The organism is Micromonospora sp. NPDC003816, assembly GCF_042874705.1.
Lineage (GTDB): Bacteria > Actinomycetota > Actinomycetes > Mycobacteriales > Micromonosporaceae > Micromonospora.
Genome location: NZ_JBIANP010000007.1, coordinates 22,283 through 39,594, shown reverse-complemented (window position 1 = coordinate 39,594; position 17,312 = coordinate 22,283). Strand labels below are relative to the sequence as shown.

General features: G+C 71.4%; 14 protein-coding genes. 8 read left to right on the top strand and 6 right to left on the bottom strand.

Translation table 11 applies throughout. From position 1 onward, the window contains the following. Positions 1–152: 152 nt before the first annotated feature. Positions 153–890 (top strand): neutral zinc metallopeptidase, encoded by a 738-nt coding sequence (locus ACFYTT_RS22175; RefSeq protein WP_176094001.1) that lies wholly within the window; start codon positions 153–155, stop codon positions 888–890. Positions 891–1,000: 110 nt separating this feature from the next. Then, complete coding sequence (locus ACFYTT_RS22170) at positions 1,001–1,663, top strand: HAD family hydrolase (protein WP_387262132.1); 663 nt, start codon at positions 1,001–1,003, stop codon at positions 1,661–1,663. 66 nt (positions 1,664–1,729) lie between these two features. Here the strand turns inward: ACFYTT_RS22170 and ACFYTT_RS22165 are convergent, their stop codons facing one another. The 5 genes from ACFYTT_RS22165 to ACFYTT_RS22145 all read right to left on the bottom strand — a co-directional run bounded on the left by ACFYTT_RS22165 (position 1,730) and on the right by ACFYTT_RS22145 (position 8,235). Beyond that, positions 1,730–4,285: an ABC transporter permease gene (locus tag ACFYTT_RS22165; RefSeq protein ID WP_387261728.1), complete on the bottom strand. Its 2,556-nt coding sequence runs from the start codon at positions 4,283–4,285 to the stop codon at positions 1,730–1,732. Further along, complete coding sequence (locus ACFYTT_RS22160) at positions 4,285–5,052, bottom strand: ABC transporter ATP-binding protein (protein WP_131054533.1); 768 nt, start codon at positions 5,050–5,052, stop codon at positions 4,285–4,287. Before ACFYTT_RS22160 ends, ACFYTT_RS22165 begins: the two co-directional genes overlap by 1 nt. A gap of 282 nt (positions 5,053–5,334) precedes the next feature. After that, positions 5,335–6,021 carry a response regulator transcription factor gene (locus tag ACFYTT_RS22155; protein ID WP_131054532.1) on the bottom strand — a complete coding sequence of 229 codons (687 nt, stop codon included), beginning with the start codon at positions 6,019–6,021 and terminating at the stop codon, positions 5,335–5,337. Positions 6,022–6,041: 20 nt separating this feature from the next. Further along, a complete protein-coding gene (locus tag ACFYTT_RS22150; protein ID WP_176094003.1) occupies positions 6,042–7,241 on the bottom strand; it encodes a sensor histidine kinase in 1,200 nt (399 codons plus the stop codon). Between the two features lie 79 nt (positions 7,242–7,320). Continuing rightward, on the bottom strand, positions 7,321–8,235 hold the full coding sequence (locus ACFYTT_RS22145; protein ID WP_131054530.1) for a PD-(D/E)XK nuclease family protein: 915 nt from the start codon (positions 8,233–8,235) through the stop codon (positions 7,321–7,323). Positions 8,236–8,359: 124 nt separating this feature from the next. On the opposite strand from ACFYTT_RS22145, the gene ACFYTT_RS22140 reads away from it, so the two are divergent. The 3 genes from ACFYTT_RS22140 (at position 8,360) to ACFYTT_RS22130 (ending at position 11,147) form a co-directional block, all read left to right on the top strand. Continuing rightward, positions 8,360–9,469 carry a site-2 protease family protein gene (locus ACFYTT_RS22140; protein ID WP_357212275.1) on the top strand — a complete coding sequence of 370 codons (1,110 nt, stop codon included), beginning with the start codon at positions 8,360–8,362 and terminating at the stop codon, positions 9,467–9,469. Next, positions 9,466–10,476 carry a tRNA (adenine-N1)-methyltransferase gene (locus ACFYTT_RS22135; RefSeq protein WP_387261724.1) on the top strand — a complete coding sequence of 337 codons (1,011 nt, stop codon included), beginning with the start codon at positions 9,466–9,468 and terminating at the stop codon, positions 10,474–10,476. The genes ACFYTT_RS22140 and ACFYTT_RS22135 overlap by 4 nt, the downstream gene beginning before the upstream one ends. Before the next feature lie 98 nt (positions 10,477–10,574). Then, positions 10,575–11,147 (top strand): hypothetical protein, encoded by a 573-nt coding sequence (locus ACFYTT_RS22130; RefSeq protein ID WP_117227855.1) that lies wholly within the window; start codon positions 10,575–10,577, stop codon positions 11,145–11,147. A gap of 122 nt (positions 11,148–11,269) precedes the next feature. Here ACFYTT_RS22130 and ACFYTT_RS22125 read toward each other — a convergent pair whose 3' ends face one another. After that, entirely contained in the window at positions 11,270–11,563 is a 294-nt protein-coding gene (locus ACFYTT_RS22125; protein ID WP_131053287.1) for a ferredoxin, read from the bottom strand. A 178-nt stretch (positions 11,564–11,741) separates the two neighbouring features. Between ACFYTT_RS22125 and arc the strand changes: the two genes are divergently transcribed. The 3 genes from arc (at position 11,742) to dop (ending at position 17,273) form a co-directional block, all read left to right on the top strand. Then, positions 11,742–13,523, top strand: a complete 1,782-nt coding sequence (arc, locus tag ACFYTT_RS22120; RefSeq protein WP_131053282.1) for a proteasome ATPase — start codon at positions 11,742–11,744, stop codon at positions 13,521–13,523. Positions 13,524–13,677: 154 nt separating this feature from the next. Next, complete coding sequence (locus ACFYTT_RS22115; protein WP_387261720.1) at positions 13,678–15,645, top strand: hypothetical protein; 1,968 nt, start codon at positions 13,678–13,680, stop codon at positions 15,643–15,645. Between the two features lie 110 nt (positions 15,646–15,755). Beyond that, entirely contained in the window at positions 15,756–17,273 is a 1,518-nt protein-coding gene (dop, locus tag ACFYTT_RS22110) for a depupylase/deamidase Dop (RefSeq protein ID WP_131053280.1), read from the top strand. Positions 17,274–17,312: the final 39 nt, after the last annotated feature.

Here is a 17,312-nt window from a genome sequence, read left to right as displayed (position 1 = left end):
GGCCGGTCCCGGGGGTCTCGCCGCGCCCGGCACCGAAGCATCTGGACGGTGTGCCGGTGAACCGGACCGGCCGGTACGGCGTACCAGACGGTGACGGGCGTGACGGTCCTACCGTCGGGGTACTGGTCCGGCGTCGAGGCGGGAGGCACAGGGTGCGGGTAGGTGCGGGGCAGCGTAGCCGGGGGAGGCTCGCCGGCCTGGCGGTGGCGCTGGTGGCGGCCACCGCGTGCATGGTGGAGCCGGTGGGCGCGCCGACCGGGCCCGCCGAGCCACCGGCCCCGGCGTCGCCGAGCACCGAGGTGACGCGCGCCGACGGCACCGACACCGTCGAGGAGTTCGAGCGGGACATGGCCGACGCCACGCGCCTGGCGGAACGGTACTGGGCCGAGTACTTCCGCGCCTCCGGCCGCTCGTTCCAGCCGATCCGGCGCATCATCCCGTACGAGCGGGACGGCGAGATCTCGTGCGGCGGGCAGGAGGTGCCCCGCAACAACGCGGTCTACTGCACCGTCAGCGACTACATCGCCTACGACGTCAACTGGTCGTTCCGGGCGTTCCGGCAGATCGGCGACGCGTTCGTGTTCTACCTTCTCGGGCACGAGTACGCGCACGGCGTCCAGACCCGCCTCGGCATCCGCTACACCTTCACCATCCAGCAGGAGTTGCAGGCCGACTGCATGGCCGGGGCGTACCTCGGCGACTCGGTACGCGCCGGCACGCTGACTCTCGACGAGGGGGACCTCGACGAGTTCACCGAGGGCCTGCTGGCCGTCGGCGACGATCCCGGCCAGCCGTGGTTCGCCGAGGGGTCGCACGGCACCCCGGAGCAGCGCTCCGAGATGTTCTTCCGGGGGTACGAACGCTCCCTGGCCGCCTGCGACATCGGTTGACGAAGGTCACCGTGCCGGGCGGCGCGCGGCAGACGGCTCCGGCGGGCTGGAAGGATCGACCGGGTACCCGACCCGAGGAGGATCCGGTGAGTAGCGCCCGACCGGCCGCAGTGCTCTTCGACATGGACGGCACGCTGGTCGACAGCGAGCGGTTGTGGGACGTCGCCCTGCAGGAGCTCGCGGAGAGCTACGGAGGCACCCTCTCCGCCGACGCCCGTCGCGCGATCGTCGGCACCGGGATGGCCGACTCGATGCGTATCCTGCACGACGACCTGCGCCAGCCGCACCGGGATCCGCAGGCGAGCGCCGAGTGGATCAACACCCGCATCCTGGAGCTGTTCCGCACCGGCCTGCAGTGGCGCCCCGGCGCGCTGGCGCTGCTCGGGGCCGTCCGGGAGGCCCGGATCCCGACCGCGCTGGTCACCTCCAGTGGCCGGGCCCTGGTCGAGATCGCCCTGGACACCCTCGGCCGGGACAGCTTCGACGTGGTGGTCTGCGGTGACGAGGTCGACTCCACCAAGCCGCATCCGGAGCCGTACCTGACGGCGGCGCGGCTGCTCGGCGTACCGATCGACGAGTGTGTGGCGATCGAGGACTCGGCGACCGGGGTGGCCAGCGCGGTCGCCGCCGGGGCGGCGGTCCTGGCCGTGCCGGCGGAGGTGCCCCTGAGCCCTCGCGACGGCGTACACCAACTGGAGAGCCTGGTCGCTGCGGACCTGGACCTGCTCGCCGCGCTGCTGAGGCGGTTGCCGCAAGGACCGTCGCGGGCCTGACGCCCCGGACCACGGACGAACGACCGGGCCCCGGCACCATGTGGTGCCGGGGCCCGGTCGTCGTGCTCAGTCGTGGGCGATCGCACCCAGGACGTTGATCCGGGCGGCCCGGATCGCCGGCAGCACGGCGGCGATCACGCCGATGATCGCGGCCAGACCGAGGAAGAGTCCCATCTGGCCCCAGGGCAGCACCAGCTTGTTGATCCCCTCGCTGCGCAGCGCCTCGACCACCGCGGCACCGAGACCGGCGCCGACCACCACCCCGAGCAGCGCGCCGAAGACCGAGATCACCACCGCCTCGACGGTGATCATGCCCATGGTCTGCGAACGCCGCAGGCCGATGGCGCGCAGCAGGCCCAGCTCGCGGGTCCGCTCCAGCACCGACAGGGCCAGGGTGTTGATGATGCCGAGTACGGCGATCACGATGGCCAGCGCCAGCAGGATCTGGATCATCGTGAGCAACGTGTCGAGCTGACCGGCCTGCTGCTCCACGAAGGCGTTCAGGTCGACCACCGACACCTCGGGGCTGTCCGCCAGCAGCGTCTCGATGCGCGGCTGGACGTCGGCGACCGACGTGCCCGGTTCGAGCTGGATGAAGCCCTGGCTCGGCTGCGGCACGGTGAAGTTGCGGGCGACCTCCGTCGGCAGCACCATCTGCACGCCGGTGAACAGGGGAGTGTCCTCGAAGATGCCCGTCACGGTGTACGTGGCCGGCTCGCCCCGGGCAAGCTGCACCGTCGTCGTCGACCCGACCGACAGGTTGCGCGCCTTCGCGGTCTCCTCGCTGACCAGCATCTGCCCCGCGTCGATCCGGTCGATGTCACCGGAGGCGGCGGTGAGGCTGTAGACCTGGCGCAGCGCGGCCGGCTCGGTCACCGCGCCGACGAAGGTGCGCTCGTCACCGACCAGGGCCAGGTCGCCGTAGAGACCGTCGGCGACGCGTACGCCGGGGATCGTCTTGGCCTCTTCCAGCACCGCCGGGTCGAAGGTGGGCGGACGGGGACCGCTCTGCACCCCGGCGATCACCAGCTCGGCCTTGATGCTGTCCCGGGCCAGACCGCTGATGCTGCTCTTGGCCGAGTCCAGGATCACCGTGATGCCGGTGACCAGGGCGATGCCGACCATCAGCGCGGCGGCCGTGATCGCGGTGCGGCGCGGGTTGCGACCCGAGTTGAGCCGGCCCAGCTTGCCCGGCACCCAGCCGGCGAAGACCGCGCCGAGTGCCGATACCACCGGCTTGCTGATCAGCGGCGTCAGCAGGGCCACTCCGATGAACGTGAACAGCACGCCGCCGAGGATGGTGGCCAGGGTGTTGCCGCCCGCGTGACCACCCAGCCCGAGGAAGAGCAGGACGGCACCGATCGCGGTCACCAGCGCCCCGGCAACGGTGATCTTGGTAAGCGGACGGTCCGGGGTGGCCACGTCCTGCATCGCCGCGATCGGCGGGATCCGGGCGGCCCGCAGCGCCGGCAACAACGCCGCCAGCACCGTGATCACCAGACCGACCGAGAAGGCGCCGATCACCGCCGACGCGGGCATGCTCAACCCGGTCAGCTCCAGGCCGCCGGAGATGGAGCTGAACACGTACGCCAGCAACGCGCCGACACCGAAGCCGGCCGCCAGGCCGAGCACCGAGGCGATCAGGCCCACGGCGATCGCCTCCAGCACCACCGAGCCGATGATCTGCTTACCGCTGGCGCCCACGGCCCGCAGCAACGCCAACTCGCGGGTGCGCTGCGCCACGATGATCGAGAACGTGTTCAGGATGAGGAACGTACCGACCAGCAGCGCCACCGCGGCGAAGCCGAGCAGGATCCGGTTGAAGAAGGTCAGTCCCTCCTTCAGCCCGGCGGCGGCGTCGGCGGAGAGCTGCTCCCCGGTCTTGACCACGTAGTCGTCGCCGAGCGCCGCGGCCACGCTGTCGCGCAGCGCGTCGTCGGAGACGCCCGACGAGGCGGTGACCGTGATGTTGTTGAACACGTCCGGCTCGCCGAGCATCAGTCGCTGGGCCGTCGGGGTGGTGAACATGACCTCGTTGACGCCGCCGAGGGAGTCCCGGTCACCGCTGTAACCGAAGATGCCGACGATGGTGAAGTCCTGCCGGGGGCTGAGCGTGAGCACGCCCACCCGGTCGCCGACGGCGACCTTGCCCGCGTTCGCCAACGACTTGTTGATCACGATCTCGTCGTCGGCCCGGGGCTCGCGCCCCTCGCGCAACTGCACCAGATCGCTCTCGCCGACCCAGTTGCCACCGAGCTGCGGTGGCCCGAACGAGGCGACGACCTTGCCGTCGCCGCCGATCATCCGCGCGCCGTCGGAGACCACCACACCGGTGGCGTCGGCCACGCCCGGCACCGCCCGCACGGTCTCCACCGTGTCGGCCGGGAAGGGCGCCTGGACCTGTTCGCCCTCCATCTCGTTGACCGCGAGCTTCGGCTTCGCCGACACGCTGACGTCGACCTCCTCGTACGCCTCGGCGAAGAGTTGGTCGAAGGTGCGGCCGAGCGTGTCGGTGAGCACGAAGGCACCGGAGACGAACATGACGCCGAGCACCACGGCCAGGCCGGACAGGACCAGCCGGACCTTCCGCGCAAGGAGGCTCTTCAGAGTCGCCCGGAACATCAGCCGGCCACCTCGGCGGGCGTGTCCAGCTTCTTCATCGTGTCCAGCACCGTGTCGGCGGTGGGCTCGATCAGCTCGGAGACGATCTGGCCGTCGGCGAGGAACACCACCCGGTCGGCGTACGCGGCGGCGGTCGGGTCGTGGGTCACCATGACGATGGTCTGGCCGTGCTCACGCACCGAGTTCCGGAGGAAGTTGAGCACCTCCGCCCCGGCCCGCGAGTCGAGGTTGCCGGTCGGCTCGTCCGCGAAGATCACCTCGGGGCGGGCCACCAGCGCCCGGGCGCACGCCACCCGCTGCTGCTGACCGCCGGAGAGCTGTGCCGGCCGGTGGTCCAGCCGGTCCCGCAGACCGACCGTGTCGATCACGACGTCGTACCACGCCGTGTCCGGCTTGCGGCCGGCGATCGACAACGGCAGCAGGATGTTCTCCTTGGCGGTCAACGTGGGCAGCAGGTTGAACTGCTGGAAGATGAAGCCGATCTTGTCTCGGCGCAGCTTCGTCAGGCCCGCGTCACCGAGACCGGTGACCGTCGTGTCGCCGACGTGCACCGTGCCCCTGGTCACCGTGTCCAGCCCCGCGAGGCAGTGCATCAGCGTCGACTTGCCGGACCCGGACGGGCCCATGATGGCCGTGAACCGGCCACGCTCGAAATCGGCGCTGACCCCCCGTAGCGCGACGACCTGGGCCTCGCCGCTGCCATACACCTTCCACACATCGCTCGCCCGCGCTGCGGCCGGTGCCGACTGGCCTGTCGTAGCGGTCACGTCTCGTACCTCTCCGTCGGTGTCGAATCGCGCCGCCCCCGCTGGTCCGGCACGAGTCCATCTTCTGTGCTGCCCGACGCGGTTCCGTCCGACTCCGGGCGGAGACGAGGCGGATTTCCGGGTGCGGGTACCCCCTAAGCGCCGTCAGGGTTGCCCCCGATCCCGCGCCGATCGGCCTCCCCCTCACGACCGGACGGGATCATCGTGCACCGTGCCGTCACGTGAGGGTCAACCGGTTTCCGTCACCGGCGGTCACTGTAGGTGACCAATGCAACGCGGACGTTACGCCCCGGGCCGGACCAGGCCCGACTCGTACGCCAGCACCACCGCCTGCACCCGGTCGCGCAGCCCGAGCTTGGTCAACACGTGCCCGACGTGGGTCTTGACGGTGGTCTCGCTCACCGACAGCGCGCGGGCGATCTCGGCGTTGGACAGCCCCCGGGCGACCTGCACCAGCACCTCCCGCTCCCGTTCGGTCAGCGTGCTGAGGCCCTTCGGGGGCGACGCCGCCGGATCGGGCAGGGACTCGGCGAAGCGGTCCAGCAGCCGACGCAGGATGCGCGGGGCCACCACCGCGTCGCCCGCGGCGACCGTGCGGATCGCGGTGACCAGGTCCTCGGCCGGTACGTCCTTGGCCAGGAAGCCGCTCGCCCCCGCCCGCAGCGAGCCCACCACGTACTCGTCGAGGTCGAAGGTGGTCAGGATCAGCACCCGGACCGGCAGCCGCGCGTCGACGATGGCCCGGGTCGCGGTCACCCCGTCCATCCGGGGCATCCGGATGTCCATCAGCACCACGTCGGGCAGCAGCCGGCGGGACAGATCCACCGCCTCGGCGCCGTCACCGGCCTCGGCCACGATGTCCAGGTCGGTCTCCGCGCCGAGCACCATCCGGAAGCCGGTACGCAGCAGCGGCTGGTCGTCGGCGAGCAGGATCCGGATCGGTCGGCGCGACGGCGTCGCTTCGGTCATGTCGTCCTCCACGTCAGCCGTCACCCGGACGCCCCGGCGTCCAGCAGGGTCTCCACCGGGATCCTCGCGTGCACCCGGTAGCCGCCGCCGGGCCGCGCGCCGGTGCGCAGGACACCACCGTAGAGGGCGACCCGCTCCCGCATCCCGACCAGTCCGTGCCCGACCCGGTCGGTGTCCGGGGACGGTCCCCGACCGGTGTCGGTGACCTCGACCTCCACCGCGTCGTCGGCGAAGCTGACCCGGACCTGCGCGGTGGCCGTGCCGGCGTGCTTGAGCGCGTTCGTCAGCGCCTCCTGCACGATCCGGTACACGGTCAGCGCCTCGCCCTCGGCCAGCGCGGCGGGTGCTCCCCGCACCGTCAGCGTCACCGGCAGCCCGGCCTCGCGCACCTGCTCGGCCAGCGCCTCGATGCCGGCGATGCCCGGTTGCGGGGCCAGGTCGGCCGCCGGCTCCGCCTCGGTACGCAGCACGTCGAGGAGCCGGCGCAGCTCCCGCAGGGTGGCCCGGCTGGTCTCCTCGATGGTGCCGATCGCCTCCTCGGCGGCGTTCGGGTCTCGCCGCAGCACCCGCCGGACCCCGGTCGCCAGCACCCCCATCACGCTGACATGGTGGGCCACCACGTCGTGCAGTTCCCGGGCGATGCGTCGTCGCTCGTCGGCGACCGCCTGCTCGGCCAGGGCGCGCTGGGTGGCCTCGGCGATCCGGGCCCGCTCCCGCAACGCCTGGGTGCTGGCCCGCCGGGCGTGCACCGCCCGGCCCACCGAGAACGACACGACGCCGATCAGGAGGTTGTTCGCCACCAGGTAGGCGGGATTGACCTGCGGCATGGTCTCGAAGGGCGTGACCGTGGTGACCAGCGCGACCGGCACCCAGAGCACCACCGCCGCCACCACCGCCGGACGCAGCGGCCGGTACGCGGCCATCGTGTAGGTGAGCACCACGAAGGCGAAGCCCTGCGTCGCGGGGGAGATCTCCAGCGTCAGCGGTAGGGCCAGGATCGCCAGCGAGGCCACCACCGCCGGCCACGGTGCCGTCCGGCGCACCACCACCGGTGCGGCGCACACCAGGCTCCACCCCAGCGCGGCGAAGAGCGGCCGGGGCCAGAAGTCCCGTGGCGTCAGCAGGGTGAGCACGACCTCCGCGACCACCAGCCCGACAGCCAGCAGCCCGTCACCGGCCAGCGGGTGCCGCCGCAGCCACTCCCTCGGATCCGTACCCACGCTCCGACGCTATCCGCCCGTTCGGGCGAAAGATCGTCTCCTGCGGTGACCTGCTCTCCTCCCTGGGGAGGAGAGGTCCCTAGTCGTCGGCGCCCGGAGGGGCCGGACGGGACCGGGCGTCGCGCAGCGGATCCGCCGTCGCCACCTGCTCGGGGAAGGGCGGCGGGGTGCCGCCGAAGGTGGGACACCGGGCCTGGTGGCTGCACCAGTCACAGAGCCGGCTCGGCCGGGGCCGGAAGTCCTGGTTGACGGTGGCCTGCTCGATCGCCCGCCACAACGCGACCACGGTGCGCTCGAAGCGCACCAGCTCCTCGGCGTCGGGGGCGTAGTCGCACACCTCGGCGTCCTTGAGGTAGAGCAGCCGCAGCACCTTGGGCACCACACCCCGGGTCCGCCAGAGCACCAGGGCGTAGAACTTGAGCTGGAACAGGGCGCGCGCCTCGAACGCCTCGCGCGGAGCGCCGCCGGTCTTGTAGTCGACCACCCGCAGCGCGCCGTCCGGTGCCACGTCGAGCCGGTCCAGATAGCCCCGGATCAACAGCTCGTCGTCGACCACCGCCGAGATCAGACTCTCCCGCTCGGCCGGCTCCAGGCGGCGCGGGTCCTCCACGGTGAAGTAGCCCTCCAGCAGCGCCGCCGCCGAGGTCAGGAACTGCGTCACGGCGGCCGGGTCGTCGCCCTCGAAGATCCCGGACAGCTCCGGCTGCTCGGTGACCAGCCGGTCCCACTGTGGTGCCACGAGGTCACCGGCCGCCTCCGGGGTGCGTCCGGCCGACGGCAGGTCGAAGAGGCGCTCCAGCACCGCGTGCACCAGTGTGCCCCGGGCCTGCTCCAGAGTGGTCCGCTCGGGCAGACGGTCGATGCTGCGGAACCGGTAGAGCAGTGGGCAGGTCTTGAAGTCGGCCGCCCGCGACGGTGAGAGTGAGGCGCGCACCGTCGCCGGCAACTGCGTCGGAGTCGGGGCCTGTTGGGTGATCACCGGATCCGCCGTCATGTCCCGAAGGTTAGGGCACGAGTGTGACAGGACCACCGGCACCGCACCGGGAGGTGATCTCCCGCCGCGTAGCATCGGGCCGGTGGAACAGAGGAGTCGACCGCGCGCCGGCCGGCGTCCGGGCATGCGGGTGGGCCGGGTCTTCGGGGTGCCGCTCTACCTGAACGCCTCGATCCTGCTGCTCGCCGTGCTGATCATCGTGCTCTACGGCGAACTGGCCGGCCAGCGCCTGCAACTCTCCCCGATCGGCGGTTACCTGGTCGGCGCCGGGTTCGTCGTGTCGCTGCTCGGCTCGGTGCTCCTGCACGAACTCGGGCACGCCCTGACCGCCCGGCGGTTCGGCATCGGCGTGCGCGGGATCACCCTGGAACTGCTCGGCGGGTACACCGAGATGGACCGGGAGGCCCCGTCCCCCCGGGTGGACCTCTACGTCTCGCTGGCCGGCCCGGCGGTCTCCGCGGTGCTCGGCGTGATCGCCGTCGCCGCCATGCTGGTCCTGCCCGACCGCACCGTGGCCGACCAGTTGGCGTTCCAACTGGCGGCGAGCAACATCATCGTCGCGGTCTTCAACATCCTGCCCGGCCTGCCGCTGGACGGCGGGCGGGCGCTGCGGGCGGTGATCTGGGCGGTCACCCGCAACAAGCACGCCGCCACCGAGGTGGCCGGCTGGGCCGGCCGGATCCTCGCCGTGGGCACCGCGCTGCTGGTGGCGGTGCTCTACGCGATGGACGTGCTGAGTCTGCTCGCCCTGCCGTTGACGGCGCTGGTCGCGCTCACCCTCTGGCACGGCGCCGGGCAGTCGATCCGGATGTCCCGGATCGGCCGCCGGCTGCCCCTGGTCGACCTGGCCCGGCTGGCCCGGCCGACCTTCGGCGTACCCACCGGCACCCCGCTCGCCGAGGCGCAGCGGCGCGCCGCCGAAGCGGTGCGGGAGGCGACCGTGGCGCTGCTGGTCACCGACTCGGCGGGCCGGTCGGTGGCGGTGGTGGACCCGGCCGCCGCGGCGGCCGTGCCGGAGGCCCGCCGCCCCTGGATCGCCGTCGACGCGGTGGCGCGTTCCCTCGGTGACCTGCCCACCCTGCCGGCCGACACCGACGGGGAACAGGTGCTGGAGCGGGTGCAGGCCCACCCGGCCGCGCAGTACCTCGTGACGGCAGGCGAAGATGTCGTCGGCATTCTGCACATCGCGGATCTGGCGCGACTGCTCGAACCTCACCGGAAGATGAACACGTGACCGTGACCCACTCCGCCGGCCCGGCCACCCCGGGCACCGAACCGCCCGCCGATTCCGCGGAGCCGCCCGTGCACCGTGGGCCGTTCCGTCCCGGTGACCGGGTGCAGCTGACCGACCCGAAGGGCCGGATGCACACCGTCACCCTGGAGCCGGGCAAGGAGTTCCACACCCACCGGGGCATCCTCGCGCACGACGCGCTGATCGGTCTGCCCGACGGCAGCGTGGTCAGCACCTCCGGCGGGGGCACGGCCTTCCTGGCGCTGCGTCCGCTGCTCTCGGACTACGTGCTGTCGATGCCGCGCGGTGCCCAGGTGATCTACCCCAAGGACTCGGCGCAGATCGTCGCCATGGGCGACATCTTCCCGGGCGCGAAGGTCCTGGAGGCCGGCGCCGGCTCCGGCGCGTTGAGCTGCTCGCTGCTGCGGGCCGTGGGCACCTCCGGTGAGCTGCACTCGTACGAGGTGCGGGACGACTTCGCCCAGATCGCGCGCCGCAACGTCGAGGCGTTCTTCAACGGGCCGCACCCCGCGTGGCACCTGCACGTCGGCGACGTGGCGGGATGCCCGGAGACCGGCTTCGACCGGATCATCCTGGACATGCTGACCCCGTGGGAGAACCTCGACATGATCGAGCGGGCGCTGCTGCCCGGCGGTGTGTTCATCGGGTACGTGGCCACCACCCCGCAGCTGTCCGAACTGGTCGAGGCGCTGCGCGAGCGGGGTGGCTGGACCGAGCCGCGCGCCTGGGAGTCACTGGTGCGGGACTGGCACGCCGAGGGGCTGGCGGTCCGGCCGGACCATCGGATGATCGCCCACACGGCGTTCCTCGTCTCCGCGCGTAAGCTCGCCCCCGGAGTCACGGCCCCGCCTCGGCGGCGCAAGCCCAGCAAGGGCAGTGAGGCGTACGCGCAACGGCGCCAGGCACTGCGCGCGGCGGAGGAGGCGGCCCGGCTGGCGCCGACCGACGGTGCCGAACCCGACACGACGCAGGAGACGGACAGGCCGTGACGGCGGATTGGGGCGGCGCGGAGTGAACGGGCTGATCCTCGACGCGGGTCGACGGGGGCCGATGCTGCCGGCCCGGGCCGGCGGGGTGGGGTGACGGCATGAGCCGTCCCGGTTTCGGCGGTGGCGACCTGCCGGCGGTCTTCCCGGACTGGTCCCCCTACACCGACCTCGAGTCGGCGGCCCGCGCCTACCTGCGGGACCCCGACGTCGCCCTGGAGGCGCTCGGCGGCGTGCTGCGCGGCGCCTCGGTGCTCGGCTTCACGCTGGAACGCTTCGTCAACGAGGTCAACGGGGTGTGGCAGGAGGTCGTCGTCTGCGACGGCAGCCGGCTGGTGCTCTGGCACGGCGAGGACGTGCCGCCGGGGGAGGGCCCGCCCGGCTCGATGACCTCGTCGCTGCGGGTCGTCCCGGTCTCCTCGGTCACCGAGGTGGGATGCCGGCGCCGGCTGTTCCGTCACGACAACGGCGAGATCCGGGTCGACAGCATCGACGTCTATCTGCTGCTGACCTCGCTGGACGAGTCACCGCCCAGCGAGGAGGCCGCCGGTGGGCCCCGACACGACGCGCTGCGGTTCGGCAAGACGCTCGACGACGGCGGTGCCGGGCAGATCGCCCGACTGGAGGAGTTCGCCCGGCTGGTCGCCTCGGTGGTCGGCCGCCCGTTGCTGTAGCGGCGGACCGATCGGCGGTTTCCGTGACAGTCGGATGACCGACCGTAATCGCCGTGCTCGGGCGGCCACCGTCGACCCGCGTACCCCCGGGCGGTCGATCGGGCCCGGCGTACGCGGGCCGGTCAGTCCTCGGCCTCCGGGCCGGCCACCTCGACGCCGTCGCTGCCGCGTACGACGTGGATGCACTCGCCCGGACACTCCTTCGCCGAGTCGATCACCTCGAGGCGCAGGTGCTCCGGCACGTCCACCCGGGCGCCCGGGGCCTGCTGGAGCTCGCCGTCGGGGCCCTTGACGTAGGCCAGACCGTCGACGTCGAACTCGAAGACGTCCGGCGCGTACTGCACGCACAGCCCGTCACCCGTACACAGGTCCTGGTCCACCCAGACCTGCAGTTGGTCGGTCGCGACCTCGACCATCGGTGCACCCCCCATGTTCTCCCGTCCCACGCCACGACGGTACCCGAATGCCCGTACCCGCCCAGCCACCCACCCTTGGCGATCAAGCTTCGGTGACGAGCGCGTTGCGGAGGACCGAATCGGGCTCATAGCGGCTAGTGTTAGGGCAGAACGTTCGAGCCCCCCGGGGAGGTGGGACGTGGCACGCAGCGACGACGCGGACTCGCGCGCCGCACGGTGGGAGAAGGAGGCCCACGATCTCTCCACGCAGGTCGCGTTCCTGCAAGAGGAACTCGCTCTCGTGCGGCGCAAGTTGACCGAAAGCCCCCGACACGTCCGGCAGCTCGAAGAGCGGCTGGCGGCCACCCAGGCGCAGTTGGCGCGGCTGACCGAGAACAACGAACGGCTCGTGGGCACCTTGAAAGAGGCTCGCGCGCAGATCGTGACGCTCAAAGAGGAGATCGACCGTCTCGCCCAGCCCCCCAGTGGCTACGGCGTCTTCCTGGCCCGACACGAGGACGGCACGGTCGACGTCTTCACCGGCGGGCGCAAGCTCCGCGTGGCCGTCTCACCCTCGCTCGACGTGGGTGAGCTGCGGCGCGGCCAGGAGGTCCTGCTCAACGACGCACTCAACATCGTCGACGCGTTCGGGTTCGAGCGGGTCGGCGAGGTGGTCATGCTCAAGGAGGTGCTGGCGGGCCCCGACGGCGTACCGGGTGACCGGGCGTTGGTGGTCTCGCACTCCGACGAGGAGCGGATCGTGCACCTGGCCGAGACCCTGATCGGCAGCGCGATCCGGGCCGGCGACTCGCTCATGATCGAACCCCGCTCGGCGTACGCGTACGAGCGGATCCCCAAGAGCGAGGTCGAGGAACTGGTCCTGGAGGAGGTGCCGGACGTCGACTACACCGACATCGGCGGCCTGCACTCCCAGATCGAGCAGATCAGGGACGCGGTGGAACTCCCGTTCCTGCACGCCGACCTGTTCCGCGAGCACCAGCTCCGGCCGCCGAAGGGCATCCTGCTCTACGGTCCGCCCGGCTGTGGCAAGACGCTCATCGCGAAGGCGGTCGCCAACTCGCTGGCGAAGAAGATCGCCGAGCGGCGGGGTGAGGAGAAGCACACCAGTTTCTTCCTCAACATCAAGGGTCCTGAGCTGCTCAACAAGTACGTCGGCGAGACCGAGCGGCACATCCGGCTGATCTTCCAGCGGGCGCGGGAGAAGGCCGGCGAGGGCACTCCGGTGATCGTCTTCTTCGACGAGATGGACTCGATCTTCCGGACCCGAGGCTCGGGTGTCTCCTCCGACGTGGAGAACACCATCGTCCCGCAGCTCCTCAGCGAGATCGACGGTGTCGAGGGCCTGGAGAACGTCATCGTCATCGGTGCCTCCAACCGGGAGGACATGATCGACCCGGCGATCCTGCGGCCGGGTCGGCTCGACGTGAAGATCAAGATCGAGCGTCCGGACGCCGAGGCGGCCAAGGACATCTTCTCCAAGTACATCCTCTCCGGCCTGCCGCTCTCCGCGGACGACCTGGCCGAGCACGGTCAGGACGCCAAGGCCACCGTCGCGGCGATGATCGACGCGGTGGTCCTGCGGATGTACTCGGAGACCGAGGAGAACCGCTTCCTCGAGGTCACCTACGCCAACGGCGACAAGGAAGTCCTGTACTTCAAGGACTTCAACTCCGGTGCCATGATCCAGAACATCGTGGATCGCGGCAAGAAGATGGCCATCAAGGAGTTCCTCACCTCCGGTCGCAAGGGACTCCGCCTGCAGCACCTGCTCGACGCCTGCGTCGACGAGTTCCGCGAGAACGAGGACCTGCCCAACACCACCAACCCCGACGACTGGGCCCGCATCTCCGGCAAGAAGGGCGAACGGATCGTCTACATCCGTACGCTCGTCTCCGGCGGCAAGGGCGCCGAAGCCGGCCGTTCCATCGAGACCGCGAGCAACACCGGCCAGTACCTCTGACCGGTCGCGCCACCGGGGCCCGTGACGCGACGCGTCACGGGCCCCGCCGCGTATCCGGGGATGGCGGTGGACACACCGGCCCGAGGTGTGCCGGCCGGGATGTGTCGCTAGACTGTTGATCTTTCCCTTCCATCCCTATTGGTGAAGGATGCGCGTGTCCATCGACCAGAGCGCGCTCGCCCCACCGGTCGCCCCGACCGCGAGCTCCGCGTCGCCGTACCGGCGGCGGTTCCTCCTCGCCCTCGTCGCCCTCGCCACGGCCTGGCTCCTGCCGCTCGCCGTGGCCGCTGTCGACGCCTCCTGGCTCCTGCCCCCGGTGGTGCTGCTCACCACCGCGAGCCTGCTGCGCGGCGGGCGTACCCTGCTCGACCGGCTGCTGCTCGCCACCGTCCTGCTGGTCTGCCTCACCACCGTCGCGGGCCTGTTCTTCACCACCTGGCCCTGGGGGATGGCGCCGGTGCCGTTGGCCGGCACCGCCCTGACCGTCCTCGTGCTGGCCGCGCTGGCCAGCGGCCGACGCCCCACCCTGCCGCGTCCCGCGTGGGCCGACCTGTTCCCGGTCGTCGGCACCGCCGCGATCGTCTGGTACCTCGCCCAGCCGCTGCTGCGCGCCGGCGACCTCGTCGGCCGGCTCACCGTCTTCACCCGGGGCGAGGACTACCTGCGTCACCTCACCCTGGTCGACGTCATCGGCCGGCACGGCGGGTACGCCTTCACCGACGCGGACGCGATCCGCGACCACCTGGTCAGCCTGCTGGTCTACTACCCGCAGGGGTGGCACCTGATCGTCGCCCTGCTCAACGGCCATCTCGTGCCGCCCGGCAGCATCGCCGACGCCGCCGCGCTGGCGGAGCCCTTCCTGTGGTGGAACGTCGCCGGATTCGGCCTGCTGGTGCTCACCATGCTCTGGGCCGCCCAGCGGCTGCCCGGTCCACTGCACCCGCCGACCCGGGGACTGCTCACCGTCGTCGTCGGCGCCCTCGTCCTCGGCAGCCAACTACCCCGGATGCTGTGGTCCGGCTACCCCACCGAGACGCTCGGGCTGACCCTCGCCGTCGTGCTCGCCGTCCTCGTCGCCCGGCCACTCACCGCCTCCCGCGAGCACCTGCTGCTGCTCGGCGCCCTGGTCGTCGGCATCGGGTACGTCTACTACCTGTTCCTGCCTCCGGCCGTGCTGCTCGTGGTCGGTTCGCTGCTCGTGCGTCGCCGCGAGGTGCTCCGGGTCCGCCACACCGCCCGGGTGGTGGGTCTGGCCACCTTCGTGCTGGCCCCGATACCGATCCTGCTCGGCGTGCTCCGGGCCAACCAGACCGAGTCGCTCACCGCCACCGTCGGGCCGGACCTTACCGAGACCTGGCTGGCCTTCGGCATCCTCGGGGCCATCGTCGTACCGGCCCTGCTCGGTCTCGCCCTGCGCGTCGAACGCACCGACCCCACCTGGCGGCGCTGGCTGTTCGTGCTGCTGGCCAGCACCCTCTTCACGGCGGGGATCGGGCTGGTCAGCCTCGTTCTCGGCGGCGAGATCGGCTACTACTTCAACAAGGCCGCCCACCTCACGACCGCCTTCCTCATCGTCGGCACGGCCGCCGCGATCCGTCTGCTGCCCGTGCCGCGTCGGGGGCGTCCGGCACGTACCGCCGTCGCCGGGGTCACCGCCGTCGCGGTCGCCGCCACCGTGGTGTTGTTCGGCGGCGTTACCGGCTGGCAGCGGAGCCTGCTCGTGGTCGAGCCGCAGACGTGGGCGCAGCGCTGGGTGCACATGGAGGTCGCTCCGCCGGCTCGGGCGGCGGTGGTCTGCGACGAGGTGGTCCGCCGCTATCCGGCCGTCGAGGGGGTGACCACGCTCGTGCTCGACCGTGGCACGTACGACTCCTATCTGGAGAACATCTGCGTCTCGACGTTGCAGGGCACCACCGCGCAGACCGAGGCCGCCACCTACAGCCTGCTCTTCATCGAGCCGGGTCGGACCTGGCAGATGCTGCACGCGACGCCGGGCGAGATCCGGCTGGTCGCCACCGACACCGGTGCCGAGTCCCGGGCCAGGAGACTGCTGCGTTCGCTGCCCGAGATACGCGAGCGGGTCACCATCGAGTCCATGATCGTCGAGCGGCCCGGGGACTGACCGGTGCGACCCGCGACGTTCCGAGCACCCCGGCAGGCCCCCGCCTGCCCGAGCGGCGACTACGCTCGACGTGACGGGGGACCGGTCGGGCAAGCGAAGCGGGTAGGTCGATGAGCGTAAGACGGATCATGGGCACCGAGGTCGAGTACGGCATCTCCGTGCCCGGTCAGGCCGGGGCCAACCCGATGGTCACCTCCTCCCAGGTGGTGAACGCGTACGGCGCCCGCCCGGAACTCAACCGGGGCGGTCGGGCCCGGTGGGACTACGAGGAGGAGTCGCCGCTGCGGGACGCCCGCGGCTTCACCTACTCCGGAGCCGCGTACGACCCGGCCGAGGCGCTCGCCGACGACGACCTCGGGCTGGCGAACGTCATACTCACCAACGGGGCCCGGCTCTACGTCGACCACGCCCACCCGGAGTACTCCACCCCAGAGGTGACCAACCCCCGGGACCTGGTGCGCTGGGACAAGGCGGGGGAGCGGGTGATGGCGGAGGCGGCCCGCCGCGCGGCCACCATCCCGGGCAGCGCGCCGATCCACCTCTACAAGAACAACACCGACAACAAGGGTGCCAGCTACGGCGCGCACGAGAACTACCTCATGCGCCGGCAGACCGCCTTCGCCGACATCGTGGCGTACCTGACCCCGTTCTTCGTGACCCGGCAGATCGTCTGCGGCGCCGGTCGCGTCGGCATCGGCCAGGACGGCGGGCAGAGCGGCTTCCAGATCTCGCAGCGGGCCGACTTCTTCGAGGTCGAGGTGGGGCTGGAGACCACGCTCAAGCGTCCGATCATCAACACCCGGGACGAGCCGCACGCCGACGCCGACAAGTACCGCCGCCTGCACGTCATCATCGGCGACGCCAACCTGTCGGAGATCTCCACCTACCTCAAGGTGGGCACCGCCGCGCTGATCCTCACCATGATCGAGGAGAAGGCGCTCGGCCCGGACCTCGGCATCGCCGACCCGGTCGGTGAACTCCGCGCGGTCAGTCACGACCCGTCGCTGACCCACCGGATGCGCATGCGCGACGGCCGACGGCTGACCGCGTTGGACGTCCAGTGGGCGTACCTGGAGCGGGTACGCGCCTTCGTGGAGGACCGGTACGGCAGCGACGTCGACGAGCAGACCACCGACGTGCTGGACCGGTGGGAGAACGTGCTGGACCGGCTCGGCCGCGACGTCATGCTCTGCGCCGACGAGCTGGACTGGGTGGCGAAGCTGCGGTTGCTGGAGGGCTACCGGGACCGGGAGAAGCTCGGGTGGGGTTCGCACAAGCTCCAACTGGTCGACCTGCAGTACTCCGACGTCCGCCCGGAGAAGGGGCTCTACCACCGCCTGGTCTCCCGGGGGGCGATGAAGACGCTGCTGCCCGATGCCGAGACGCAGGCCGCGATGACCGAGCCGCCGGAGGACACCCGTGCCTACTTCCGGGGCCGCTGCCTGGCGCAGTACGCCTCCGAGGTGGTCGCCGCCAGTTGGGACTCGGTGATATTCGACGTCGGGCGGGAGTCGCTGGTCCGGGTGCCGATGATGGAGCCGGAGCGCGGCACCAGGCGGCATGTCGGCGCACTCTTCGACCGCTGCGCCAGCGCGAAGGATCTGCTGGAGACCCTGACCGGAGGCTGAGTACCTACCGGCGCGCGACGGGCGTTTCGTCGCTCCCGC

Excerpts from the sequence above, each read along its gene's own strand:
- ACFYTT_RS22165 (WP_387261728.1), bottom strand. The coding sequence starts at position 4,285 with ATGTTCCGGGCGACTCTGAAGAGCCTCCTTGCGCGGAAGGTCCGGCTG.
- ACFYTT_RS22155 (WP_131054532.1), bottom strand. The coding sequence starts at position 6,021 with ATGACCGAAGCGACGCCGTCGCGCCGACCGATCCGGATCCTGCTCGCC.
- ACFYTT_RS22145 (WP_131054530.1), bottom strand. The coding sequence starts at position 8,235 with ATGACGGCGGATCCGGTGATCACCCAACAGGCCCCGACTCCGACGCAG.
- ACFYTT_RS22140 (WP_357212275.1), top strand. The coding sequence starts at position 8,360 with ATGCGGGTGGGCCGGGTCTTCGGGGTGCCGCTCTACCTGAACGCCTCG.
- ACFYTT_RS22130 (WP_117227855.1), top strand. The coding sequence starts at position 10,575 with ATGAGCCGTCCCGGTTTCGGCGGTGGCGACCTGCCGGCGGTCTTCCCG.
- ACFYTT_RS22125 (WP_131053287.1), bottom strand. The coding sequence starts at position 11,563 with ATGGTCGAGGTCGCGACCGACCAACTGCAGGTCTGGGTGGACCAGGAC.
- dop (WP_131053280.1), top strand. The coding sequence starts at position 15,756 with ATGAGCGTAAGACGGATCATGGGCACCGAGGTCGAGTACGGCATCTCC.